Raw genomic sequence first — 23,259 nt, 5'->3', positions numbered from 1 at the left:
GAGCTCCCATTAAAACGGATTACTCCGTGCGCTTTACGACAATCGGAACGATCGTGGTCGGGAAATCGCCATCCTTGTCGGTCGCAAACACCGGAATGATCTTGGTAGAATCCGGCAGGTCTTCTTCAAAGCTGAAGGTGCCATCCGGATTCAGCGGGAACGGTTCGCCGCGCACCTGGAGGTGTGCATCCGGGCGAGTACCGCCGTAAACGATCAAGCGGGTCTTGACCCAGAGGAAGAAATCCTTACCGTAGTTCACGGAATCCTTGGCGACTTCGATGTTGTTAGACTGAAGTGCTGCGCTGGAAAGTGCACCGGAGAACATGGATTCAGAAGAACTGCCGAAGTTTCCGCCCAGGCTATTGAGCCAGGATTCAGCCGTCTGGCTCGAGAATCCGGAACTCATGAAGTTGCCGAGCGTGTTGCCACCGAGAGAGGCCTTGGCGAAGGCATCGTCTGCGGCAGGAGCGGCAGCGGACTTGTCAAAAGTCATGACCGGAGCCGATTCCACGATGGGCATGAAGTTCTTGCCGGACACGGCACCGAGAACGGCCACACAGGACTTGCCTGCGGTATTTTCGACATACCAGCTGCGGGCATTTGCGGGCACTTCGATGTCGCGGAACTTACGTTTCTTGCTACGCTGCACCGTGAGGTCATCGGCAATGTCGAACAGGCGAAGAACGATTTTTCCCTTTCCGTGCTTTGCTTCATTAATTCTGTTTTCGGATACTTCCCAGAAGGCATGCATCCAGTTCGGGTCCTTCTGCATGAGTACCAGGTATTCGGCATCGAACGACTGAGCGAGTTTGGCGACTTCCTTTTCAGAGGCCTTGGCCTTGGTAGCGGTCTTTGACGCCACCTTTTTGACTGCAGTCTTAGCGGCCGTCTTTACAGCCGTTTTTACAGCGGCGACCTTCGTTGCCGCTGCCTTAACAGCAGTTGCTTTCGCTGCAGATGATTTAGCAGCCGTCGTTTTAGTTGCAGCTGTTTTGGCGGTAGAAGTCTTAGCGGTCGTCTTCTTGGCGGCAACCTTCTTGACTTCGTCGGAGAGTTTGGAAACCTTCGTTGCAGCAGCCTTCTTTACCTTGGCCACAGCTTTCACGGCCTTTTCTTCGGCGTCTTTCATCGCCTTGAGGGTCGTGGACTTTGCAGCCTTAACCTTGGATTTTATTTCAGTCTCTTTTTTTATAGCCATATTAGGCCTCCTTCATTAAAAATCCTACCTGCGCTCCTGCCCCCAAGTCGCAATACCGGTCAAACCGATTCGCAGCCCGATGAACATTTCTTCCCATTCCGACTTGGCGTCGGAGAAGCGCTTGCCCCCCTGGAAAGCGACATCGATTGTAGTCCCCTTACGACCCAGCGGAAATCCGCCGCCAATCGAGCCACCTACTTCAAAGACATCCTTGATGTACCAGTTTCTGTACCAGGCACCTGCACGGTAGTTGATACGGTTCCAGTAAGATTCATAGAACAGCGGACTGCCGTCAAACTGGTAACCGAGCGAAACCATAAAGTCCGTTTGGGTATCTGTCACCTCGGGCATATTCCAACCGCCCGCAATATTTTCGATATCATCGTCCCACACGCGCCAAGTCAAGTCGACCATGACATTGTGGCGTTTGGCCAAACGGTAGTTGATACCGGTCGCAAGCATGGCGGGCACATCGATTTCTCGCTTTGAACGGGTCGATTCCAGCGTATCCAATTCGCTGAATCTAAAGTTATAGTCCAGCGTATTCAGCAAAGTGTAGCCCGTGGTAAACGAGAAGAAATAAGAGGCGTTTTTGCCACGGTACTGGACAGCACCCGTGTAGTACGCCGGATGGTCCTTGATTTCCCAAGCGCCTTCGACATAGTCCGAAAGAATGTAGTCACCGGTCGCCCAGGAATCGCTCTTGTCGATGTTTTCGTTATTGGCACCAAGAGTCAAGTTCCTGGAGTTATTGCCCATGACGACGTGAGCGGAAGCTCCCAACGAAAGCGAACGGAAGAACGGCAAGCGTACAGCGTAAGTCGGAACGAGTTCATACACGCTGCCCTTGTATTCCAGCTTTGCATTCGCAAGGGTTTCCTTGTTCTTGTATTCGTCTTCAAAAGACGCTGCATAATGCTGCCACAAAGAAAGACCCATCGCGCCGAACGAGCCCATGGGGAACGAAAGGTTGAAAGACGGCATCGATAAACTGGAATGGGAATAATGAGAGCCTCCGTTACGGGCGCCATCAAGTTCCATCGAGAAGTTCAGGTTAAAGACCACCTTCGCATCAAAAGCCAAGCGAGCCGGGTTCACGACCGAAAGCCCTTCGGCATCACCCGTCTTGGCATTGCCGGCAAAGCCGCGGCCAGCAGCTGAAGCGGTTCCGCCCATGACGTTTTCTTCGCCAAGGGCATCCAAACCGATCATCGAAGAAAAAGCAAAACTCGAAAAAACACCTAGTACAAGCAAAAACTTTTTCATTTTTCATCCTCCCGCTTGGAAGCAAGCCAGAGTTTGACGGTCATCGGATTCTCCATTGCCGTCGAGAAATCGTAGCGGGCATAGTCAAAGTAACCGAAATACTTGTAAAGGGTATCATTCTTCGTCTTGTAAGTCGTATCACCCTTAGCGGACACCACCTTCGTCTTTTTGGTAATGATCGTGTCCCTGTAAACAGTCATCTTTTCTTGCAAGAACGGCCAGCCAATACGCATGCTGAACTTCAGGCTGCGACCATCGCTAGCCTTATTGAGGAAATCGCGGAAACCATACGACAGCTGAAGAGTCAAGGAATCGCCCTCATGGAACACCAGGTTCTGGTGGCCCTCGCTCAAGATTACCGCGGTATCGAGGCGGTACCTTTCCATACGGCGGTATCTGAGATCCGCGGTATCCAAATAACGCATGTCGGCACTATCGACATAAGAGCCCGCCACAATCTGGATCGGAAGGCCCAGTTCATTGCTGCCCTTGGAGTCATCGCGGGCCATTGTAATTTGCGCATGGATTACCGTCTGGCGGACATCGTTACTGTCGCCCTTGATGAACGGAAATTCATCGCCATAGAATTCGGACAAGGCCTCAAGGATAGGTTCGGACGGAATTTCCACCACCAGGGAATCGAAAACTCCACCGCCATGCAGAATCGCACATTCCGGGCATTCCTCCTCGTTTTTCACGATATTTGCCATGCGGAACGGAGTCGGAGTCGGCTTCATGTAGGTCGTAGAATCGGAATAGAGCACCAAAGACGGCGGATAAGAAGTCGAAGCGTCACCATAGAAACGGTAGAGACGAGGTGCATTTGGAGCCGAAAGGCGCAACTGCAAATGAGCGGAGCCCTTCACCTTCTTGAGTTCCTTCACCAGGGCAGAGGGAAGATCCAGACGGACAGCGGCCGTCGTGTCGTTTTTAACACGCTTCATGTTGACCACGGTATCGGCCGAACCGTCGCTTTTCCATTCCTTCAGTTCCTTATACCAAGTCGAATCTGCAATCTTGGTAATCTTGTTGAAGTACGACTTGTAAGAATCCTTGTTGTTCGTTTCGAGTTTCCAGCTTACCGTCACTTCGAGTTCATCGTCAAACGGCAGGGAATCGCTAGGATACTGCTTTGCATTGTAGAACGGCTTAAGCCAAGAGAGAATGAGGAACGCACCCGCGGTATCGGACTTACTCATTTTCTTCATGAAACTCGTATCCGAATAGGCCAAATCAAAAACCAAGTCATGCGTGAGGTTCGAAACATGACCAAGCACAGCATTCACATCGGCGGACTTGGGACGCATATCGAAATTCACCTCGACCGATGACGGCTTGATGTTATCAATGCTCAAAGTCTGCACTTGATAGTTATTCGGAAGGCCTCGGTCAGAGAGCCAAGATTCCAAGCCATTATCGTCAGAATCAAACAAGCAGGACGTCAACGCCATAGAGCACAGCAACGTCACCACAATCAATTGTGTCGTTTTCAAATTATTAAACAATGTTTTCTTCACTCAGTACTCCGAGTCTAGTCTGTAATTCCGTGGAGAATATAGCAAATTAGATGTGAAAAGTTACCGATAACCAGCCATAAGTTTTACTATATTTACGCCCGAAAATACAAGAGGATATTATGTCTCAGTTTAATGCGCATTTCAGGAACATCAACGGTGACGATACCTACCCGCTGACCGACGTCATTTACCGTAGCAAGGTGGACGGAAGCCTGCTCGAAGTCGAACACGACCGTGCAGCCCTTGCCGAGAAGAGCCCCGAAGAATGGAAGAAGCTCTTTGCCGAACGCCGTATGAGCTTTGAACCGGCCGACATGAGCGGCATCTGGAGCAAGCGCGAAATGGTGCTTCCCGACATGCCCCTCGAAGACATCGTCACGATGCGCGAAGGCTGGAGCCCGCTCTTTGACGCAGCCCCGCTCGCCAAGGAAATGGGCATCAAGAGCCTGAAGGTCAAACTTTGCGGCAACTCCCACACGGGCAGCTTCAAGGACCTCGGCATGACGGTTCTCGTGAGCCAGGTGAACCACATCATCAAGAAAAAGATTCACGAAATTGACGCCGTGGCCTGCGCCTCTACCGGCGACACCTCCGCAGCTTTGAGCGCCTACTGCGCCAAGGCCGGCATTCCGAGCATCGTATTCCTCCCCGCCGGAAAGACGAGCGTTGCCCAGCTGATCCAGCCGATTTCTAACGGCAGCATCGTGCTCGCCCTCGACACCGACTTTGACGGTTGCATGAAGATCGTGCAGCAGGTCACTGCCGACAACCGCATTTACCTCGCGAACTCCATGAACAGCCTCCGCGTGGAAGGCCAGAAGACCATTTCTCCGGAAATCTGCCAGGAAATGGGCTGGAAGGTGCCCGACACTGTGATTATCCCAGGCGGAAACCTCGGCAACGTGAGCGCACTCGCCAAGGGTTTCGAAGACTGCAAGGCCATGGGTCTCATCGACCGCATTCCGCGCATCATCGTCGCCCAGGCCGAGAACGCGAACCCGTTCTACCAGGCTTACGAACGCGGCTTCGACAAGCTCGTCCCGATGCAGGCGAAGAAGACGCTCGCCTCTGCCATCCAGATCGGCAACCCGGTCAGCTACCCGAAGGCCGTGCGCGCCATCCAGAAGACGAACGGCATGGTGGTGAGCGTTACCGAAGAAGAACTGGCGAACGCCGCCCACCGCGGTGACCGCATCGGTCTCTACTGCTGCCCGCATACGGGCGTCGCCCTCGGCGCCCTCGAGAAGCTCGTGGCCGCAGGTAAGATTGACAAGGAAGAAAACGTGGTCGTCATCAGCACGGCACACGGCCTCAAGTTCACCGAATTCAAGGTCGGCTACCACGAAAAGAAACTCGAAAACATCTGCTCCAAGTTCGCGAACCCCGTGTTCAAGGCTCCGGCAGACCTCGGCGCCGTCATGGACATCTTGAAGAAAGAGATGGCCGAAAGAAGGCGCTAATGCGACAAATCGTCATTCCGGCCACCGCCGGAATCTAGAAAAGCTCCGCTGCAAACGCGGAGTTTTCTTTTTTATGAATTTTGAGCGGAATCCAGGCGTTCCCCGATGACCAGACTCAAGTAGGCAATTGCGGCCGACACCGATGCGACAACGCTGCCGGAACCGTAAAACATGACTCCAAATACGGCCGGAGCAAGCATCAGGAGCGTGGAAAACAGGATGTTGTTATTTGCAATGCTAAAGCGATTCATAATTTACCTCTCTTTTACGCTCCTAAAATTAGGTTTTAATCAATGACAAAAACTGTCATTTTTTAGAAAAATTGAAATCATGTAAATACAAAGCTATACACACGACTTAGAATGGACGAAAGGGGCTTATTTTTCTATATTTGCACCGAAATTTGAAAACGAGCATCATATGAGCGAAAACTACAAGTACGGATTTGTCACGGATATCGAAAACGAGGCCTTCGAGAAGGGCCTGAACGAAGATATCATCCGAAGAGCCTCCAAGCTCCGCGGCGAACCGCAGTTTATGCTCGATTTCCGACTGAAAGCGTATGAAAAACTCCAGACCATGGAGCAGCCGAACTGGGGCGAGCTGAGCTTTGCCCCCGTAGACTTGCAAGACATTGTCTACTACTCCGCCCCGAAGACCAAGAAGAGCCACGAAAAGATTGAAGACGTGGACCCAGAGTTGCTCGCCACCTTCGAAAAGCTCGGCATTCCGCTGGACGAACAGAAGCGTCTAGCCAACGTGGCCGTAGACGCGGTCTTTGACTCGGTGAGCATATACACCAGCCACAAGCGCAAGCTCATGGAAATGGGCATTTTGTTCTGCTCCATCAGCGACGCCATCAAGGAATACCCCGAACTCATCGAGGAGTACCTGGGCTCTGTGGTGCCCGCAGGCGACAACTATTTTGCGGCTTTGAACAGCGCGGTATTCGGCGACGGAAGTTTCGTCTATATTCCGCCCGGAGTCAAGTGCCCCATGGACCTTTCCACCTACTTCCGCATCAACAACAAGGAAGCAGGCCAGTTCGAACGCACTCTGATTATCGCCGACGAAGGCGCCAGCGTGAGCTACCTCGAAGGCTGCACCGCGCCGGAATACAGCAGCAAGCAGTTGCACAGCGCCATCGTGGAACTTGTGGCGAAAGATAACGCCAGCATCAAGTATTCCACCGTGCAGAACTGGTACGCGGGCGACCGCGAAACGGGCGCCGGCGGCGTGTACAACTTTGTCACGAAGCGCGGCAAATGCGCGGGCAAGAACAGCCGCATCAGCTGGACGCAGGTCGAAACGGGTTCTGCCATCACGTGGAAGTATCCGAGCTGCGTGCTGCTGGGAGACAACTCCGTCGGAGAGTTCTACAGCGTGGCCCTCACCAACGGGCACATGCAGGCCGACACCGGCACCAAGATGATCCACATCGGCAAGAACACCAAGAGCACTATCATTTCGAAGGGCATCAGCGCCGACTACTCGAGCAACGCCTACCGTGGCGAAGTGAGCATCCGCAAGTCGGCCGCGGGAGCCCGCAACTACACCCAATGCGACAGCATGCTGGTGGGCGACAAGAGTGCCGCACACACGTTCCCCTACATCACTGTCGCAAACGCGAGCTCCACCACCGAACACGAGGCGACCACCAGCCGCATCAGCGAAGACCAGCTCTTCTATTTCGAAAGCCGCGGCATCAAGCGCGAAGACGCCATCCAAGCGATGGTGGGCGGATTCTGCAAAGATGTATTTAAAGAGCTCCCGGGCGAATTCGCCACGGAAGCCCGTCAGTTACTGACACTCAAGCTCGAACACAGCGTCGGGTAATCGTTACTGAATGTCATCCTGAACGAAGCGTAGCGAAGTTGAAGGATCTAAAAGAGATTCTTCGACTACGAACCATTCGGTTCTCCGCTCAGAATGACAATCTACTAACGAAGCAGCTATTAACTACCTAGCTACAACTTGCTTTCTAATTTTCTCTGAAAGTTCGCGGCCACCGAGCTGCGCAATACATTCAAACGCAAATTCTTCGGCAGAGCCTGCGCCACGGCTCGTGACAACGTGACCATCTACGACCACGCGGTCTTCGACGAACTTTTTACAGACAAGTTCACTTTCGCAGCCCGGGAAACAAGTCGCAGTCTTATCGGCAAGGATTCCCGCCTTGCTGAGCACCAGCGGAGCCGCGCAAATCGCAAAAATCCACTTGCCTTTGTCGTTGAATTCGTGAATAACTTTTTCCACTTCGGCAGAAGCCTTCAGATTCTTGACGCCAATGCCGCCGCCGGGCAAAAGAACGCCGTCAAAAGCGGCTGTATCGGCACCCGAAAGAGCAAAATCCGTCTGAATTCTAAGGCCGCGCAACCCAATCACTTCGGCCCTGCCAGAAACGCTTGCGAGAGCGACCTCAAAACCCGCCCGCTGCAAGTAGTCGAAAGGAGTCACGAATTCGGTTTCTTCGAAACCATCAGCCAACAAAAATAAAATCTGCATTGTTTACCTCTTTTTTTAAAAGAAATTTAAATAAAATTTTTAAGAATCACATTCCAAGCTATAGTTTTACGGTTTATTCAGATTTAATACTGTCTACCGTCTACCGCCTACTGCCTACTATTTTTCTATCTTTGGGCCATGAATTTCAAGGACCGCATTATCCGCGCTACGGGCAAGAAGACGCCCTTCCGCCTGATTGTCGTCGACTTGACCGCGACGATGAACGAAATCGGCAAGAAGCATAACGCACAGGGTTTCGCCCTCAAGCTCTTGGCCGAAAACTCCATCGCAAGCATTTTCCTGAGCGCCTCGCTCAAGTTCCCGGGCACCGTGAGCTTTACCACCCGATTCTCGGGCGAAATCACGCTGGTGCAGTCGGATTCCACGCCGCAGGGCCTGGTGCGCGCCATGATTCCGCAGCCGGAACTCCAGGCTGTTGGCGGTAACGAACCCGCCCTGATTCCGCAAAGCGTGCGCGTCATCAAACTGAACGAACAGGGCAAGCGCGTCCACGAAAGCATTATCGAAGCTCCCGCCGTATCCATGGGCCAGAACCTCGCCACCTACCTTTTGCAGTCCGAACAGATCCGCTCGGCCGTGGGCATCGAAGCCGCCTTCAACAAAGAAGACCCAAGCAAGCTCGACTACGCCGCCGGTTTCTACATCGAAGCCTTCCCCGACCTCGAAGACAAGGACATCAACCTGATCGAAGTCATCATCCAGAACCTGCCGAAGTTCAAGGACATGTATACGCCCGAAGGCTTCAACCTCGACGAACTGCTGGACCAGCTACGCGGCCCCTACGAAATCGACATCGTCAAGGAAATCGACCCGAAGGCCTACTGCCCCTGCAGCCGCGAACGCACCGTGGCAACGCTCGCCACGCTCCCGCTCAAGGACTTGCAGGACCTCGAAAAAGAAGGCAAGGACCTCGAAGTGACTTGCGACTTCTGCCGCACCCCGTACCAGATTACGATTGCGGACCTGAGAGAAATCATTAAGGAAAGGACAAAATAATTCGGATTTCAGAATTCGGAATTCAAAATTATTCAAACTCCGAAATCTGAACTCTGAATTCTGAATTTTCGTAACCACTAACCACTGATTACTGATTATGTTTACCAAGCAATGTGTCGTTACCCTGGACCTTGAAGGTGTCCTCGCCCCTGAAATCTGGATCGCCGTCGCCGAGAAGACCGGCATCAAGGACCTGCGCCTGACTACGCGCGACATTCCCGACTACGACGTGCTCATGAAGGGCCGCATCAAGATTCTTGAACGCGAAAACATCAAGCTTTCGGACATCCAGAACGTGATTGCAAACCTCGGACTTCTCGACGGTGCCCGCGACTTTATGGACAAACTCCGCGACGAAGCCCAGGTGATTATTCTTTCGGACACGTTCCAGGAATTCGCCTACCCCATCATGAAGAATCTCGGATTCCCGACGATCTTCTGCCACAACCTGGAAGTCGAAAACGACATGATCAAGGGTTACCACCTGCGCCTCACCGACCAGAAGACAAAAGTCGTGAAGCACCTGCAAGACCTCAACTTCAAGGTGTTCGCCAGCGGCGATTCCTTCAACGACACGGGCATGCTCAAGCAGGCTAACAAGGGCTGCTTCTTCTGCGCGCCGGATTCCATCGTGGCCCAGTTTCCGCAGCTCGAAGCCACCAAGACCTACGACGAGCTCCTGGAAAAATTCCACCAGTTCCAGGCAACGCTGTAATTAGTAGACAGGGGTTCTGCCCCCTAAAACTCAATTTTTCAAGCAGCGGACACTGACGCCGGCGTCCTTGTAGTTTTCGAACAATGTCGCCGCATCGTTTTCGTAACGCAAAACCAAGGTGAGTGACTCGTCGTCATCGACTTCGGTGGCGCTCCAGAAGAAGGCTCCCGAATTGACGAATGACTGATGCGTCTTGCCCTTTTGCGGGAGGCGCACGCCGCCCGGCAATGCGGTAAAGCCGTAATCGTCGGTACCGTCTTTGTAATGTCCCTTATCACTCCACTTGATCGTGGCCTTGAGAATCTTCCCTGCCGTGGCAGAGTCTCCGACAAATTCAATCAAAGTATTCCATTCCGTCTGACTCGGCAAGTGCCAGCCGCCGGGGCACGCGGTCTTCGCTTCGTCCCATGAATAAAGGCAGCCGTACAAGGTAAGGTATTCCATTTCTCCGCAGATGCTGTTGGCCGTTTCATAGTCAAGGTTTTCGGCCATCCAGACTTGATTGCCAATTTTCACGGTCTTGTAAGTCTTGCCGTCGCGCGAGTCCTTGAGGGTATTCGAGGAAGCATCGAATTCGCTGCCGCCACTATTACCAGAATCATGACCGGAGCCACCATTTGCTCCGGTAGAAGAACCGTCACCGCTACAGGCAACAAGAAAAGCCAAAACAGTCAATGCACAAATTTTTTTCATATCGGCACAAAAGTAGATTTTCACGACCTAGCTCATATAATAAACGATAAAATGCACCCGTTTTCGGGCGCATGTTTTTTATTTAGAACAAACAAAAAGGATTTTTACTTTCCAGCGATTTCCCTGGCCTTCGCTTCGATTTCGGCGATGGCTTTTTTGCGTCCTTCGGCGGAGTCTTCGTTAGAGAGCACGAGGTTCACGAACACGGAGCCCGCCACCACGGCATATACATGCTTGCTAAGCACCTTGGACTGTTCACCGTTACGGATACCGAAGCCACCGAGCACCTTGGCGCCACCCTTACCGACGGTGTCGATAAAGTCGAGCGTCGCCTGGTCAATGGTGGTTTCGCTGCCGGTGGTACCCGCGCGGAGTGCAGCGTAGATGTACTTGAAGCCCTTGGAGGCCATTGCTTCGAGGCGCTCCTTGGTCATGCTAGGAGCCGCCACGGGGATGTTTTCGAGACCATGCTTCTTGCAAGCTTCAGTCAGGCCTTCGTCGCCGTCGAACGGCAAGTCCGGAATGATGCAAGCGGAAACGCCCGCATCCTTGCACATCTTGACGAAGTTTTCGACACCCGGCGTAAAGGCAAGCGAACCGTAAGTCATGATGTAGATGGGCGTTTCAGGGTGACGGTCGTGAATTTTTCTAACGATTTCAAGCCCCTGCTTGGTGGAGTAACCCTTATCGAGAGCGATGGTCGATGCCGTCTGGATGGCGGGACCGTCGGCACTCGGGTCACTGAAGGCAAGCTGGATTTCAAGGATGTTCGCGCCACCCTTCACAAGAGCGTCGGCGATGGCGATAGAAGTTTCTGCGTCCGGAAATCCGGCAATGAGATGAGACATTAAGTTCATAATTAATTCTCGCGGCTTTGCCGCTGTTGAAAGGTTTTAGTAGGAAGTAGGAAGTAGGAAGTTAGAAGTAGGAAGTGGAATACGGGACATCACTGTCTACTTCCTACTGTCTACTACTTATTCATTATCTCCGCGTCGTGGATGTCTTCGTTATTTTCGAGGCGCTTGAGTTCGGCCTTCAGGAATTCCTTCCACTTTTCGGGGCGGAACACGGGGCTCGTGATAAAGATGTCCTTGTCGCCGCGGCCACTCATGTTGATGACCAGCGCCTTGTCCTTCGGAAGTTCCTTCGCGATTTTCATAGCGGCGGCGCCAGCGTGAGCACTTTCGAGCGCGAACAGAATGCCTTCGTTACGGGCAAAGAACTTGACCGCTTCCAGGGCTTCCTTGTCGAGAATCGCGGTGAATTCCACGCGGCCCGATTCGCCGAGGGCGGCAAGCTGCGGGCCGATTCCCATGTAGTCAAGACCAGCAGAAATTGAGCGGGTCGGCAGCGACTGACCGTCTTCGTCGATGAGGAAGCGGCTCTTGTAACCCTGCAAAATACCTTCGCGGCTGGCGTTACCCGTCATGCGGGCGGCATTTTCACCCTTGTTCGGGCCGATGCCACCGGCTTCGGCACCGATCAGGCGCACGTTCGCATCGTTGATGAACGGAGTGAAAACGCCGATGGAATTGCTACCGCCACCCACACAGGCGACAACCGCCGCAATATCGATGTTGCGTTCGGCTGCCTGGCGCTTGACTTCTTCACCGATAACCGACTGGAAGGTACGAACAATATCCGGGAACGGAGCCGGGCCGAGAGCGGAACCCAGCACATAGTGGGTATTCTTGAAATTCGTAGCCCAGTCGCGCATCGCCTCGTTCACAGCATCTTTAAGGGTGCGGGCACCACTCGTGACCGGCACGACCTTGGCACCGTACATTTCCATGGTCGCCACGTTCGGCTGCTGACGGCGCACGTCCACCTCGCCCATGTACACCACACATTCGAGGCCAAGCTTGGCGCAAGCGGCAGCCGTCGCAAGGCCGTGCTGACCGGCACCAGTCTCTGCAATGATGCGGGTCTTGCCCATCTTCTTGGCCAAAAGGCACTGGCCGATAGCGTTGTTGATTTTGTGGGCACCCGTGTTGGCGAGGCCTTCGAGCTTGATGTAAATCTGCGCACCGCCCAAGAGCTTGGTTGCCGTCGGGGCAAAGTACAGCGGAGTTTCGCGGCCAATATAGTCGCGCTGGATGATGCGGAGTTCTTCGAGGAATTCCGGATCGTGGATATACTTGTTGAATGCCGCTTCGAGGTCGTCGAGCGGGCGACGGATGATTTCGGCAACGTACTTGCCGCCGAACTTGTCAAAGAAACCGTTGTCAGAGGTTATGGGGCGTGAGGTCGCGCCTACGGCGCTTTGAGGTGTGGAGGTTATAGTTGCGTGAGTCATTTTGAATGGAAGGGTTGGGGTTAAAATCGTGGTTGAGGGTAAAAAATTAAAGGCCTTCGGGAGTCCGAAAGCCTTTTACAAAACACTTGATGAAATCAGCAAAACGGACTCTATTTAGTAGAGCCCCACCACCAGCGGTTGAAACGGATTGCTGAATTCATCTTCATGTGCGCTAATTTAGGAATGTCTCTTTAATGTGGCAAGGGGTTGATCGAATAAAAATAAAGAAATCTCATGACCTTTCATAAAGTGTAATACCAAAGGAAATGCGTTCCAGATAAAAAAGGAAAGACTCTCGATCATCGAGAGTCTTCCGTTAAACACTTGATGAAATGGCAATGCCTAAATCCCTTCTTTGAGAACCTCGTCGATAGCGGCGCTAGCGTCAAAGCGGATTGCCAATTTCATCTTTATGTCTTCAATATATATACTAATTCGTTGTCTGTCAATAGGTTAGCGCAAGATTTTTGTAAAATTTCCTTCGTAATTTGTACAAAACGGCCTAAAATCGGCTATTTGGGGCAAACTCCAGACAAAAACCTCTGTGATTCATATCATTTCATGGTATTTGAATCCTCTAAAAATTTGAAATTCCACTACCATTTAATTATATTTACAAAGACATAGTTTAGAGTTCGCTCTTATTCGGACAGCTGGAAAACGACCAAAATTTCATCGTCTAAGAATAAGGCCGATTACTCACACCCCGTGGTGTGGGTCGTTTGTGCCTATTAGACGATAAGGTTTACTTGGTCGTTACCTCAGCTGTTTAGGGCACCTGCGATTCCACACTTTTTTGTTTGGATCGCATCCCTGAACAAGACGGACTCCGCAGTTGAATTTTTCAAAACGGAGACAATATGAAACCGAACCAATTTCTGGGCATTGCAAGCCTCCTCACCCTAGGCAGCCTCCCCTTCATCGCCGCCTGCAGCAACGATAGCAATTCTGCAACTTCAGCCGAAACGAGCTACGAGGAAAGTAGTTCAAGTCAAAAAAGCAGTTCAAGCGCTAAAAAAACAAGCGTGAAAACAACCTTTGAGCTGGGTAGTTGCACATACGAAAACATGGACGAACGAATCTATGTTTCTAATGAAAACGACTACTACACTTGTACCTACAGCTATACAAGCTATGACTACACCTGGATCGGAGAAAAGGTTAAAAGCTCCAGCAGTACAAAAAGTTCAAGTAGCATTACCGTTTCATCAAGTAGTTTCGACATCTGCGACATATACGAATGCTGGGATGAAACAGAATCTAGTAGCTCAACAAAATCCTCCAGCAGTGTCAGCGACTTCCTCAATGTCTCCGATGTTTGGAACGGTAAAATGACAAAGCCTTCGACCGAATATATCGACGGCAAGACCTACATGCTCATCTACACCGCCGAAGAACTCGCCTACTTCGCCGATCAGGTAACCAACAAGGGTGAAGAAAAACTCAACGCAAAGTTGATGAAGCACATCCGCCTCAATCCCGACAACATGGTCGACGAAAAAGGAAACCTCCTGATTTCGCAAAGCAAGCTTAACGAATGGACTCCGATTGGCGGCGGCACGAACAAAATCATGTATAAAGGAACTTTCGACGGTAATGGCTACATGGTTTCGGGCATTTACGTCAACAAGCCCGCCTTCGAACGCGCAGGCTTCATCGGCACCCTCGGCGGCACGAGCACTAGCGACAGCGGACATGTCAAGTTTCTCGGTATCGAAAACTCTTACATTGTCGGTGGCGAACAGGTCGGTGGCATTGTCGGCAGAATGAACTACTCGGAAGTCCAACAAGTATTCAATAGAAAGTCCTATGTGAAGGGCACCAAGTATGTCGGCGGCATTGTCGGCTACAAAAATAACGGATGGCTCTACTATTCCTACAATTCAGGTATGGTCGTTTCTTCGGAAGACCGCGCCTCGGGTATCGCCGGCTATAATGCAAACGTGTCCACATCAGTTATCGTCTCTTACAATGTGGGATTCCTCATCGCACCGAACAAGGGTACTACGGCAGGCATTTCCACAACGGCAAACAGTTCCAAGGACTGTTTCTATATTGATCAAGATGACCGCGAAATCGTTGCCAACGGCGCTGCTGAAAAAACGGAATATTTCTTGTCAAGCGAAGAATTCGTGAGCACCTTGAACGGACTTTCGTTCAGCAACATCTGGGCAACTGATGACGACGAAGTAAATGACGACTACCCCGTATTCAAATGGGAAAAGATCCGATACTAAGGTAACGAAAACCGTCATCATCGAAACAGAATCAGATGATGACGAATACGAAGTTCTATACTAGAATTAAGACTAGCGAAAATTTTTCTTAAGCGCGTCGAACAACGCGCTTATTTTTTCTGCATTTTTTATTCCCGGAGCGTCTTCGACGCCGCTGGAAACATCGACGAGTTCCGGGTGGAATTTGTCGGCAATCGCACCCACGTTTTCGGGAGTGATGCCGCCGGCAAGCCAGAGCGGCAACTCGCCTGCTTTTTCGCGGAGCAGGTTTTCAGGAATGGTCTTGCCCGTGCCGCCAGGGGTTCCTTCGACTTTGGCATCTAAGAGAATGCGTGGTTCACCATTCTTGCGGAGAGCGGCGACCTTGTCGAAATCCGATTCTTCGCCAACGCGGGCGGCACAATAGTAAGGAATTGCCGTCGCGGCTAAGTTCGACGGGTCAACGCCATGAAGCTGCACTGCATCAAGCACTCCTTCGCGAGCGAGCTTGATGGCGGTTTTGCCTTCGGGAGATTCCGGGTCGGTGATGACTCCGACGAGGAGAGGAGATCCTTCGACTCCGTTTGCACTGCGCTCAGGATGACACAAGCGAATCTTTTCGGCAAAACTGCGCACAAATTTCTCAGTGGTCAGGCGCTTGGTAGTGCTGAATACAAAGCCGAGCATGTCTGCCCCGAGTTCTGCGGCGAGCAAGCCGTCTTCTTCGCACGTGATGCCGCAGATTTTCACGAGGGGGCGATTTTCGGCGCGTTTTGCAGCCTTACGTTCGGCGTATTTTTTCCAGAACTTGCCGCGGGCATTTTCGGAGCCCGATTCAAACGCATGCACCACTTCTTTAGCAAGCGGTGGATTCTTGGCAACCGCCTCGCCCACCAGGATTCCCGTAAAGCCGAGGTTGCGCGCATAAGTCGCATCGGCCGGGCATAAAATCCCCGATTCAAAAACAGCCTTCGCCGGGAGCTTGCTACGCACCGACGCCGGCACCAGCGGGTCTGTATGGAAGGTTGCCAAATCGCGAGAATTCACGCCCGCGACAATCGTCTTGGCAGCGGCGTCACCCAAAGCATCGGTCACGACTTTCAGCTTGCGCAAGTCGTCAGTTTCGCGGACTTCCACAAAGGCCTGCATATCAAACGATGCAGCACGCTTCGCCATGCGCACGAGCTGTTCGTCATCAAGAATGCGAGCAATCAAAAGCACTGCATCGGCACCACAACGGTAAGCAATATCGATTTCATCTTCGAATAAAAGAAAATCTTTGCGAAGTACGGCGCAGGCATGCAAGCCCTGCTTGCGGCGGCTTTCCATCAGGTTCGCTACGGCAATCAAGTCACGCAGCGTTCCCTTGAAAAAATTCGTTTCAGTCAGTACCGAAACCGCCTGCGCATGAGCCTCGGCATAAGTCGTCGCAAGCCCTACCGGATCGAGATCCGGCGCGATATCGCCCTTCGAAGGCGATGCTCGCTTGACTTCGAGAATCGCACCGGCGTTCCCGAGGAATTCGGTATGGCCCACCTCGCGCTTTTCTGAAATTTCAATTCCAAAATTCAGGCCAAGCCGCTCGATATCCTCGCGGCGCATCCGTACGATTTTCGCTAAAATGTCTTCGCTCATTAATTTCCCTTAGGCTTCAAAGTCAAGGTTTTTGAGAAAAGATAGGAAATTATGGCCGATGCCAGGATAGAAAGAAGCGTAGGGCCAAGTATTACAGAATCCATGTGCGACGTGACTTGGTAAACGGCAAAGCCAACCAACCATGCGAACAAGTTCAAAATCCAGTACTTGTGGCCCACCTGGTGATTTTTCGCCAAGAAGAACGAAACCAGGAGTACGGCCGCCATGGGCGCAAACACCGAGGCAATCAGGTAAAGGAATCCGATGTAATGATCCATAATACCCGAAATGGCAAGGACCGCGCTGATACCGCTCACCACGACACCCGTGATTTTTGGGTTCAGCTTATGGACAATGGCCTTGGCCGATTCGCCGGCAGAGTTCGCCGCCAAGAAGTTGGTGGTCACGGTCGAAAGCACCACGATAATGATTCCCGGAATTCCAAGGCCCGCCAGCAGAATGGCGCGGGCGATATCGTTACCAACTCCGGCCGTTGCAATCTGAAGCCCGATAAAGTACATCCAGAAGCTTGCCACCGAGTACGCAATCGCAGAAACCGCCGTGGCACGCGTCGGCTTTTCGACATCTTTGGTGTAGTCCGAAATCACCGGCAACCAGGAAAGCGGAAGCGCCATCGAAATTTCAAAGATATTCCAGAAGCTCAGCGCATGTTCTGCGGCGGGCGCCCCCGAAATTCCGACACCGAACAATTTCGCCGTAAGCACAATCAAGAGCACCGTCAGAACAGCCATCACGGCCGTCGTCACTTTCGCAAAACGGCGGAGCCCAACAAAGACCCAAATGGCAATCAGCACCGCAAGAATCACGCAAGTCAGCGGGAACGAAATCGGGAGATTGAGGCCCGCCAACACCGAGGCCCCCTGCGCATTCAGCACGGCAATCCATGCAATCAACTGGAACAGGTTCAGCGAGGCAAAGAACTTGGAACCGTAAGAGCCGTAAACAGACGCTGTCGTTTCCATGGCATTCAGGCGGACACGGGCACCGATGAGACCCACGAAAAACAGCAAGATGCCGCCCAGGACATGGCCCAAAATCAGCGGGAGCCAAACGCAATCGTAAGAGGATGCCGCGCCGATTTCAATACCCGCCTCGATTTCAGAAACCGAGATTGCCACCCCAAACCAGATGACACCATTCGTTAAAAGATTCGTGCGTTTTTCCACAATGCGCCTCCTAAAATTCTAAGGACGTGCCAAAGATAAAAAAGCACACCCTAGAACACAAGGAATAGTTTAATACTTCTTTTTAATATTTTGTTATAGATTAAGACTATCACGAAGAGCAGGTCGCCAGGTAGCGTTGCAGCTCTTCGACATAGCGCTCGCCCACCAGACCAAGCAACATGTTGCGCTTGGCGATGTAGCCGATTTCCATGACGCGGCGGGATTCTTCGCTCTTGTCCTTGAAGGGTACGGCCAAGTAATCGGAACCGTTCAATTCTTCGCAGATAATGCCGGAGCAAAGCGTGTAACCGTTCAGGCCGATCATCAAGTTCAGCATGGTAGCACGGTCGTTCGCCTTGATGGTACGCTTGTATTCGTTCGTACTCAAGATTTCTTCGGCAAAATAGAACGAGCTGTTGTCGCCCTGTTCAAAGGAAAGGCACGGGTATTCAGCCAGTTCATCGAGCGTAATGAACTTGTTGTTGGCAAGCGGGTGGCCTTTCCACAAGTACACATAGGCCTTACAGTCAATGAGTTTATGGAATGCGAGATCGCGGGCATTCAGCAAGTTCATGATAACCTTGCGGTTAAAATCGCTCAGGTAAAGGATACCGATATCGCTCTTGAACGAGGCCACGTCTTCGATGACTTCTTTGGTGCGGGTTTCGCGAATGGCGAATTCGTACTTGTCGGTATCGAATAGCTTGACGGTTTCCACAAAGCTCTTGACCGCAAAGGAATAATGCTGCGTCGAGACACCGAATTTCTTTTTACGCTTGCCGATTTTGCCGTACTTGTCCAGCACCGTTTCGTAGTGATGGTAAAGTTCGCGGGCGTACGAAATGAATTCTTCGCCTTCGCTAGTGAGCTTGACTCCGCGGCTGGTACGATTGAAAATGAGGATATTAAGTTCATCTTCAAGATCCTTGATGGCGGCGGTCAGCGACGGCTGCGAGATATAAAGCTTTTCGGCGGCCTTATTGAAAGAGCCTGTTTCTGCAATGCCGATGGCATAACGTAATTGTTGTAGAGTCATGTTTTCGGCCTCCTGTTAAAAATCGTAGCTTTTCATTTTCCTAGTTATTTAGTAGGAATAAAAATATAGTTAAAAGCTATAAGGTTGGCAAGGGGTTATAAAACCCTTTGCCAACCTTACCTATTTACGAGTTGGTCGCCACCTTGACTTCTTCAATCTTTTTCAGGACCGAGCCGTCTTCCATCGCCTTCATGGCCTTGTCGAAGCCTTCCTTGATGCTGGCGGCCTTCTTGCTGATGTAAAGGGCGGCACCGGCGTTCAGGGCGCAAGCGTACTTGATGCCCGGGCGGCCCTTGCCGTTCAGCACGTCGAGAGCGAGGTTGAAGTTGTCGACACCCGTACCGCCGGCGAGGTCTTCGGGATCCACGGAGGGGATGCCGAAGTCCTTGGGGTCGATGCGGTAAGTCTTGTACTCGCCATCTTCCAGGATTTCGGCGATGGTCGTCGGCACGCAGGGCGAAATTTCGTCGTAGCCGTCGTCACTGATGGCGACCATCACGCGCTTCGCGCCGAGGGCCTTTGCCGCCTTGGTGAAGGGTTCCAGCACGGTCGTGCTATAGACGCCGAGCATGAGGTACTTGGCTTCGGCCGGGTTCGTGAGGGGGCCGAGCAGGTTCATGATGGTCTTCACGCCGAGAACGCCGCGAACCGGGCCGGCAAAGCGCATGGCACTGTGGTAAACCGGAGCCATCAGGAATACGAAGTTCGTCTTGTTGATGACGCTTGCAGCCTTGTCCGGAGTCATGTCGAGCTTGAAGCCTGCCGCGGTGTAGAAGTCGGCAGCGCCGGACTTGCTAGAAACCGCGCGGTTGCCATGCTTTGCAATCTTTGCGCCACAGCTTGCAGCAATCAGGCCGGAGAGCGAGCTCACGTTGAAGCTGCCCTTGCCGTCGCCACCGGTACCCACGATGTCGGTGAGTTCGTCGCCGCTGTAGGGGAACTTGCGCTTCTTGCTGCTCAAGACCTTCGCACAACCGGCGATTTCATCGGCAACAGGGCCCTTGCTGGAAAGTGCGGTCAGGATGGCGGCCATCTGGCGTTCGTCCATGATGCCGTCGGTCAAGTCTTCCATGAACATTTCGGCGGTTTCGCGGCTCAAGTCCTTGCCTTCGGTAAGCGTGTTCAAGATTCCACGCACGTCAAGCGGTTCGCGACGGTAATTGAGGAACGCCTTGAAGAATTCATCGGCACGGCCACTGGCGATAGATTCCGGGTGGAACTGCACGCCTTCAATCGGGAGCGTCTTGTGGCGAATGCCCATGATGTCGCCGTCGGTAGCGCGGGCGGTCACTTCGAAATCCGGAGAGAGCGTCGCTTCGTCAACAACCAGGCTGTGGTAACGCGTGAAGATGTTCTTCTTGCCGATGGTGCGGAAAAGTCCCTTGCCGTCCAAGTCAATTTCTTCGGCGATGCCGTGCTTGATGAACTTGGCCTGCACAATCTTTGCGCCGAAGGCGTAACCGATGGCCTGGTGACCGAGGCAAACGCCCAGAATCGGGAGCTTGCCCGCAAAGTGCTTGATGGCTTCCACGGAGATGCCGGCATCTTCGGGGCGGCCCGGGCCCGGGCTCACGATAAGACGGCTCGGGTTGAGTTTTTCGATGTCGGCGACGGTGCATTCGCGGCTACGGAGCACGCGGATTTCTTCGTTAGTGATCTTGGCAAGCGCCTGGTAGACGTTGTAAGTAAAAGAGTCGTAGTTGTCGATGATGATGATCATTTTTATTCGCTTTTTTAAAATTTGTGATCCAGGGTTGTTGTTAGGTGTCGGTTCTCAGTAGGAAGTTAGAAGTAGGAAGTCGGAAGTGATATAATCGCGGCGTAGCCGCCTAATTTTAAACTGTCTACTTCCTACTGCCTACTGTCTACTAATTTTCCCCCTCCAGTACAGCTCTGATTGCTCCGAGCTTTTCGTTCGTTTCTTCGAATTCGCGGTCGGCGTTGCTGGCTGCGACAATGCCGCCACCGGCCTGCAAGCTGATGGTCTTACCCTGCTTCAAGCAGCAACGGATAGCGATGCAGAAATCCAAATCGCCGTCGGATTCCATGTAACCTACCGCACCCGCATAGAAGCGACGCTTGACCTTTTCGAGGCCAGAAAGAATTTCAATCGCGCTGATTTTCGGAGCGCCACTCACCGTACCTGCCGGGAAGCTGGAGCGCAGCACTTCAATCGCCTTCTTGGTCTTGGAAACCTTGCCCTGCACGTCAGAGACCAGGTGAATCACGTGGCTGAACTTTTCGCATTCCATGTACTTGGTAGTTTCCACCGTACCCGCTTCGCAGACGCGGCCGAGGTCATTACGGGCCAGGTCCACGAGCATCAAGTGTTCGGCGCGTTCCTTCGGGTCGCCCTTCAGGTTCTTCATCAGGGCTTCGTCTTCCGCGTCATCCTTACCACGGCGGCGGGTGCCTGCAATCGGGTGAATCGTAGCGATACCGTCACGCACGCGCACGAGGCTCTCGGGCGATGCGCCAATAAACTGATGCGTGCCGTAATCCAGGAAGAACATGTACGGAGACGGGTTCACCGTGCGGAGGCGGCGGTAAATGTCAAGCGCTTCAATATCGCTTGCAAACTGGATGCGGCGAGATGGTACCGCCTGTACAATGTTGCCTGCGATGATATGCTTCTGCAGGGCTTCGACCTTTTCTACGTATTCCTTGCGGGACTGTTCCAGGTCGGTCATGGTAATGCCCTTGCCATACTGCTGTTCCGGGGCGAGGTAGCTAAAGTCCAGGTCAGCGAGGCGAGCCTTCACCTTTTCGATGGCAGCCTTCAGGTCAATCTGGTGTTCTTCGTAGTTCAAGGCGAACAGGTGAAGCTTTTCGGTAAAGTGGTCGAACACGATGTAGATGTGACCCACTAGGAATTCGGCTTCGGGAATGTTGAGTTCATCGACCTGCGGGGCAAGGCGAATGGTATCGCAGCGGGCGCAGAATTCGTAGCCTAGGTAGCCCACGCCCGAAGAGGGAATCGGGATCTGGTTGGGCGGCACCGTATTTTCGGCAGAAATCAGCGTCAGGGCATCGAGAATATCGCCCTCGCCTTCCTTCAAAAACACGCTTTCCTTGCCGTCGACAACGATGCTCACGTCTTTGTCGTTCTGGCGCAGACGAAAGCCTTCGTCCACCATCAGAGTCGAATAGCGGCTACGACCGTGAGAGAAGCTTGCGGATTCGAAAATAGCCTTCGCACCGAGCTTCTTGCCCAGCGAAAACGGGGTGTAACGTTCACCGGGCAGTGCCACGTAGATACTGTCGGTACGGGGTTCGAAGTTAGGGCTTTCAGTGATGTGCCTTATGTTCGTTGTCATTTTGATCCTCTGGTTTTAAAAAGGTTTGGGGTATGAGGTCGCTCGCAAGCTCGCTTTGAGGTTTAATGAATTGACATCTCAAGAGCAACGAGGGCTATATCCATTCTGTTTAAACTTTTGCGTTCCTTGGTTTAGGGTTCCACAAAGGCTTAGGTCCCGGAGGATTTCAACGATTTTGGTAAAAGAGAAAGGCCTCCGTGAGTCCGGAAGCCTTTGCTTTAAAATCTTGGGTGATTTGCGACAAATACCGGGCTCTATGTCAGAGTCCGCGCCACCAACGACGGTTCAGGGTTGTACATGTCACAAAGTTCATCATGGCACCAAAAATATCAATCTAGAATCACTTTGGCAAGTGGTTCCGTAGGAAATTCTGTAAAAAATTGAAAATATCAATCCAAAAAGGCAAAAACCACCCCCAGTTATCACATATTTTTGCCCCCAAGTTGCAAGGTTATAGTCATTTATATATATTCGTCTTTTAGATAAAGAAATTAAAAAGGAGAAATCCATGCTGTACAAACATTGGAGAAAAATTGCCCTTGCCTTGACTGGTTTCTTTTGGGCAAGTTGCGACAGCGATACCACCTCTGCAAACGGATCGGATGATCCCAGTTCCAGCAGCGTTGCCACACCCGAATCCAGCTCCAGCGTAGCAACCGGAAACGAAACGACATCCAGTTCTAGCGAAAAGCAGGCTCAGGTTTCAAGTTCTAGCGAAGCGACTGAAGCAAGTTCCAGCAGCTTCGAGCAGATTATGCCCGCTTATGGAGTTCCGGACGATCCCATTTTGAATTCCAGCAGCAGCGGCGACACACTAGTCGAAGCCCAACCTTTATACGGCGTTGTCATGGACAAATACATTTGCACCCAGGTAAAGGGCGAATCCACGATGACATGCGCTGACGGCGCCACCTGTACGCAAAAAACCGAAGAGCGTTGGGGTGGACTCCCCTGCAGCAACGACATCTGCCCTGATTACGGCGTGGTGCAGATTTCCGAAAACACCTACGAATGCGACGGCAAGGTTTACAGCGAAGCCGAATTCCATGCTCGCTACGAAAAGATGACCGTGGTCGAAGATCCCGAGCAGGACACGACGTTCAATGGAGAAATGCAACCCGCCCTTTACGGTCCGCCCAGCGTATTCAACGGCACCTGCGACGATGCAGAGAAATAAAAATTAGTCAGAAAACTTTTGGGG

General features: G+C 52.2%; 19 protein-coding genes. 6 read left to right on the top strand and 13 right to left on the bottom strand.

Annotation, left to right across the window (positions count from 1 at the left end):
- Nucleotides 1-19: 19 nt before the first annotated feature.
- From BUC02_RS06115 to BUC02_RS06105, 3 genes are read right to left on the bottom strand one after another with little or no spacing between them, the layout of a single operon-like run.
- Nucleotides 20-1,198 (bottom strand): DUF4912 domain-containing protein, encoded by a 1,179-nt coding sequence (locus BUC02_RS06115; protein ID WP_073320123.1) that lies wholly within the window; start codon nucleotides 1,196-1,198, stop codon nucleotides 20-22.
- A gap of 24 nt (nucleotides 1,199-1,222) precedes the next feature.
- A complete protein-coding gene (locus BUC02_RS06110) occupies nucleotides 1,223-2,464 on the bottom strand; it encodes a hypothetical protein (RefSeq protein ID WP_073320120.1) in 1,242 nt (413 codons plus the stop codon).
- Nucleotides 2,461-3,981: a hypothetical protein gene (locus BUC02_RS06105; RefSeq protein ID WP_139261042.1), complete on the bottom strand. Its 1,521-nt coding sequence runs from the start codon at nucleotides 3,979-3,981 to the stop codon at nucleotides 2,461-2,463. The genes BUC02_RS06110 and BUC02_RS06105 overlap by 4 nt, the downstream gene beginning before the upstream one ends.
- Nucleotides 3,982-4,100: 119 nt before the next feature.
- Between BUC02_RS06105 and thrC the strand changes: the two genes are divergently transcribed.
- A complete protein-coding gene (gene thrC, locus BUC02_RS06100) occupies nucleotides 4,101-5,441 on the top strand; it encodes a threonine synthase (RefSeq protein WP_073320114.1) in 1,341 nt (446 codons plus the stop codon).
- Nucleotides 5,442-5,512: 71 nt separating this feature from the next.
- Here the strand turns inward: thrC and BUC02_RS06095 are convergent, their stop codons facing one another.
- Entirely contained in the window at nucleotides 5,513-5,692 is a 180-nt protein-coding gene (locus BUC02_RS06095; RefSeq protein WP_073053680.1) for a hypothetical protein, read from the bottom strand.
- 169 nt (nucleotides 5,693-5,861) lie between these two features.
- Between BUC02_RS06095 and sufB the strand changes: the two genes are divergently transcribed.
- Nucleotides 5,862-7,277, top strand: a complete 1,416-nt coding sequence (gene sufB / locus BUC02_RS06090; RefSeq protein WP_073320111.1) for a Fe-S cluster assembly protein SufB — start codon at nucleotides 5,862-5,864, stop codon at nucleotides 7,275-7,277.
- A 123-nt stretch (nucleotides 7,278-7,400) separates the two neighbouring features.
- Here the strand turns inward: sufB and BUC02_RS06085 are convergent, their stop codons facing one another.
- Entirely contained in the window at nucleotides 7,401-7,946 is a 546-nt protein-coding gene (locus BUC02_RS06085; RefSeq protein WP_073320108.1) for a DJ-1 family glyoxalase III, read from the bottom strand.
- A gap of 138 nt (nucleotides 7,947-8,084) precedes the next feature.
- On the opposite strand from BUC02_RS06085, the gene BUC02_RS06080 reads away from it, so the two are divergent.
- Both BUC02_RS06080 and thrH read left to right on the top strand, forming a co-directional pair.
- Entirely contained in the window at nucleotides 8,085-8,963 is an 879-nt protein-coding gene (locus tag BUC02_RS06080) for an Hsp33 family molecular chaperone HslO (RefSeq protein WP_073320106.1), read from the top strand.
- Between the two features lie 97 nt (nucleotides 8,964-9,060).
- The gene (thrH, locus tag BUC02_RS06075; protein ID WP_073320103.1) at nucleotides 9,061-9,678 is read left to right on the top strand and encodes a bifunctional phosphoserine phosphatase/homoserine phosphotransferase ThrH; all 618 of its coding nucleotides are present in this window, start codon (nucleotides 9,061-9,063) and stop codon (nucleotides 9,676-9,678) included.
- 30 nt (nucleotides 9,679-9,708) lie between these two features.
- Here thrH and BUC02_RS06070 read toward each other — a convergent pair whose 3' ends face one another.
- The 3 genes from BUC02_RS06070 to trpB form a co-directional block, all read right to left on the bottom strand.
- Complete coding sequence (locus tag BUC02_RS06070; RefSeq protein WP_073320100.1) at nucleotides 9,709-10,371, bottom strand: fibrobacter succinogenes major paralogous domain-containing protein; 663 nt, start codon at nucleotides 10,369-10,371, stop codon at nucleotides 9,709-9,711.
- 104 nt (nucleotides 10,372-10,475) lie between these two features.
- The gene (trpA, locus tag BUC02_RS06065; RefSeq protein ID WP_073320097.1) at nucleotides 10,476-11,228 is read right to left on the bottom strand and encodes a tryptophan synthase subunit alpha; all 753 of its coding nucleotides are present in this window, start codon (nucleotides 11,226-11,228) and stop codon (nucleotides 10,476-10,478) included.
- A gap of 113 nt (nucleotides 11,229-11,341) precedes the next feature.
- A complete protein-coding gene (gene trpB / locus BUC02_RS06060; RefSeq protein WP_254794123.1) occupies nucleotides 11,342-12,667 on the bottom strand; it encodes a tryptophan synthase subunit beta in 1,326 nt (441 codons plus the stop codon).
- Between the two features lie 860 nt (nucleotides 12,668-13,527).
- Between trpB and BUC02_RS06055 the strand changes: the two genes are divergently transcribed.
- The gene (locus tag BUC02_RS06055) at nucleotides 13,528-14,904 is read left to right on the top strand and encodes a hypothetical protein (protein WP_073320094.1); all 1,377 of its coding nucleotides are present in this window, start codon (nucleotides 13,528-13,530) and stop codon (nucleotides 14,902-14,904) included.
- 72 nt (nucleotides 14,905-14,976) lie between these two features.
- Here BUC02_RS06055 and BUC02_RS06050 read toward each other — a convergent pair whose 3' ends face one another.
- From BUC02_RS06050 to BUC02_RS06030, 5 genes are all read right to left on the bottom strand, one after another.
- Nucleotides 14,977-16,518 carry a bifunctional indole-3-glycerol phosphate synthase/phosphoribosylanthranilate isomerase gene (locus tag BUC02_RS06050; protein WP_073320091.1) on the bottom strand — a complete coding sequence of 514 codons (1,542 nt, stop codon included), beginning with the start codon at nucleotides 16,516-16,518 and terminating at the stop codon, nucleotides 14,977-14,979.
- On the bottom strand, nucleotides 16,518-17,705 hold the full coding sequence (locus BUC02_RS06045; protein ID WP_073320089.1) for a cytosine permease: 1,188 nt from the start codon (nucleotides 17,703-17,705) through the stop codon (nucleotides 16,518-16,520). Before BUC02_RS06045 ends, BUC02_RS06050 begins: the two co-directional genes overlap by 1 nt.
- 109 nt (nucleotides 17,706-17,814) lie before the next feature.
- Nucleotides 17,815-18,741, bottom strand: a complete 927-nt coding sequence (locus BUC02_RS06040) for a LysR family transcriptional regulator (RefSeq protein ID WP_073320087.1) — start codon at nucleotides 18,739-18,741, stop codon at nucleotides 17,815-17,817.
- 124 nt (nucleotides 18,742-18,865) lie between these two features.
- On the bottom strand, nucleotides 18,866-20,461 hold the full coding sequence (locus BUC02_RS06035) for a bifunctional anthranilate synthase component II/anthranilate phosphoribosyltransferase (protein WP_073320084.1): 1,596 nt from the start codon (nucleotides 20,459-20,461) through the stop codon (nucleotides 18,866-18,868).
- 148 nt (nucleotides 20,462-20,609) lie between these two features.
- A complete protein-coding gene (locus tag BUC02_RS06030; protein WP_073320081.1) occupies nucleotides 20,610-22,058 on the bottom strand; it encodes an anthranilate synthase component I family protein in 1,449 nt (482 codons plus the stop codon).
- A 508-nt stretch (nucleotides 22,059-22,566) separates the two neighbouring features.
- On the opposite strand from BUC02_RS06030, the gene BUC02_RS06025 reads away from it, so the two are divergent.
- Complete coding sequence (locus tag BUC02_RS06025; RefSeq protein WP_073320078.1) at nucleotides 22,567-23,235, top strand: hypothetical protein; 669 nt, start codon at nucleotides 22,567-22,569, stop codon at nucleotides 23,233-23,235.
- Nucleotides 23,236-23,259 lie beyond the last annotated feature (24 nt).

Source organism: Fibrobacter sp. UWOV1, assembly GCF_900142495.1.
Taxonomy (GTDB): Bacteria; Fibrobacterota; Fibrobacteria; order Fibrobacterales; family Fibrobacteraceae; genus Fibrobacter.
Note: the sequence above shows the minus strand (reverse complement) of the source record. Positions and strands in the feature narration are given on the sequence as shown.

Coding starts and splice junctions, on each gene's coding strand:
- BUC02_RS06115 (WP_073320123.1), bottom strand. CDS start 1,198: ATGGCTATAAAAAAAGAGACTGAAATAAAATCCAAGGTTAAGGCTGCA.
- BUC02_RS06110 (WP_073320120.1), bottom strand. CDS start 2,464: ATGAAAAAGTTTTTGCTTGTACTAGGTGTTTTTTCGAGTTTTGCTTTT.
- thrC (WP_073320114.1), top strand. CDS start 4,101: ATGTCTCAGTTTAATGCGCATTTCAGGAACATCAACGGTGACGATACC.
- BUC02_RS06095 (WP_073053680.1), bottom strand. CDS start 5,692: ATGAATCGCTTTAGCATTGCAAATAACAACATCCTGTTTTCCACGCTC.
- sufB (WP_073320111.1), top strand. CDS start 5,862: ATGAGCGAAAACTACAAGTACGGATTTGTCACGGATATCGAAAACGAG.
- BUC02_RS06085 (WP_073320108.1), bottom strand. CDS start 7,946: ATGCAGATTTTATTTTTGTTGGCTGATGGTTTCGAAGAAACCGAATTC.
- BUC02_RS06080 (WP_073320106.1), top strand. CDS start 8,085: ATGAATTTCAAGGACCGCATTATCCGCGCTACGGGCAAGAAGACGCCC.
- thrH (WP_073320103.1), top strand. CDS start 9,061: ATGTTTACCAAGCAATGTGTCGTTACCCTGGACCTTGAAGGTGTCCTC.
- BUC02_RS06070 (WP_073320100.1), bottom strand. CDS start 10,371: ATGAAAAAAATTTGTGCATTGACTGTTTTGGCTTTTCTTGTTGCCTGT.
- trpA (WP_073320097.1), bottom strand. CDS start 11,228: ATGAACTTAATGTCTCATCTCATTGCCGGATTTCCGGACGCAGAAACT.
- trpB (WP_254794123.1), bottom strand. CDS start 12,667: ATGACTCACGCAACTATAACCTCCACACCTCAAAGCGCCGTAGGCGCG.
- BUC02_RS06055 (WP_073320094.1), top strand. CDS start 13,528: ATGAAACCGAACCAATTTCTGGGCATTGCAAGCCTCCTCACCCTAGGC.
- BUC02_RS06050 (WP_073320091.1), bottom strand. CDS start 16,518: ATGAGCGAAGACATTTTAGCGAAAATCGTACGGATGCGCCGCGAGGAT.
- BUC02_RS06040 (WP_073320087.1), bottom strand. CDS start 18,741: ATGACTCTACAACAATTACGTTATGCCATCGGCATTGCAGAAACAGGC.
- BUC02_RS06035 (WP_073320084.1), bottom strand. CDS start 20,461: ATGATCATCATCATCGACAACTACGACTCTTTTACTTACAACGTCTAC.
- BUC02_RS06030 (WP_073320081.1), bottom strand. CDS start 22,058: ATGACAACGAACATAAGGCACATCACTGAAAGCCCTAACTTCGAACCC.
- BUC02_RS06025 (WP_073320078.1), top strand. CDS start 22,567: ATGCTGTACAAACATTGGAGAAAAATTGCCCTTGCCTTGACTGGTTTC.